Origin of the sequence: Azospirillum himalayense (genome assembly GCF_042657465.1) — a bacterium.
GTDB classification, from domain to species: domain Bacteria; phylum Pseudomonadota; class Alphaproteobacteria; order Azospirillales; family Azospirillaceae; genus Azospirillum; species Azospirillum himalayense.
Map to the genome: position 1 here is coordinate 1 of NZ_JBHSLC010000124.1, position 690 is coordinate 690.

At 59.7% G+C, this 690-nt stretch carries 1 protein-coding gene; it reads left to right on the forward strand.

Going from position 1 to position 690, the window contains the following annotated elements:
- On the forward strand, positions 1-690 hold a 690-nt coding region (locus tag ACFPMG_RS35455), incomplete at both ends, for a calcium-binding protein (RefSeq protein ID WP_377000524.1).

Sequence of the window (690 nt, forward strand, 5' to 3'; positions counted from 1 at the left end):
GACTGGGAGGTGACGACGAGCTGATTGGCAATGCTGGAGCCGACATCCTTCAAGGGGGAGACGGCAACGATGTGCTGGTCGGGGGCGCGGACGCCGACCAAATCGACGGTGGCTCAGGAATGGACTTGGTAAGCTACAGCACCTCCACCGCCCCTGTTACGGTTTATCTCTCCCAGGGCACGGCATCGGGCGGGGATGCGCAGGGCGACAAGCTGATCAGCGTTGAAAGTGCGATGGGGTCGGATTTCAACGACACGCTTTACGGCGGAGCCGACGGCAACGTCCTCGTGGGTTTGCTTGGCAATGATGTGCTGTTCGGTGGCGGCGGCGATGACATAATTCGAGGGGACAAGGGTGACGACCTCCTGTACGGCGAAGCCGGCAGCGATTGGCTGGAAGGTGGCGACGGGAATGACGACTTCTTCGGCGACGCCGGCGGCGACTGGTTGGATGGTGGAAACGGCATTGATTATGTGAGTTACGGCATGTCTGACGCTGCGGTGACCGTCCGGTTGGATGTTGGCGTTGCGCTGGGAGGGTATGCTCAAGGCGACCGACTGGTGTCGATTGAGGAAGTTCTCGGGAGCAGTTACAATGACACACTTGTTGCCGACGCGCGTGGCAACACACTCTATGGAATGTTCGGTGACGATCTTCTCATCGGAGGTGCTGGCGCCGATCTCATGATAG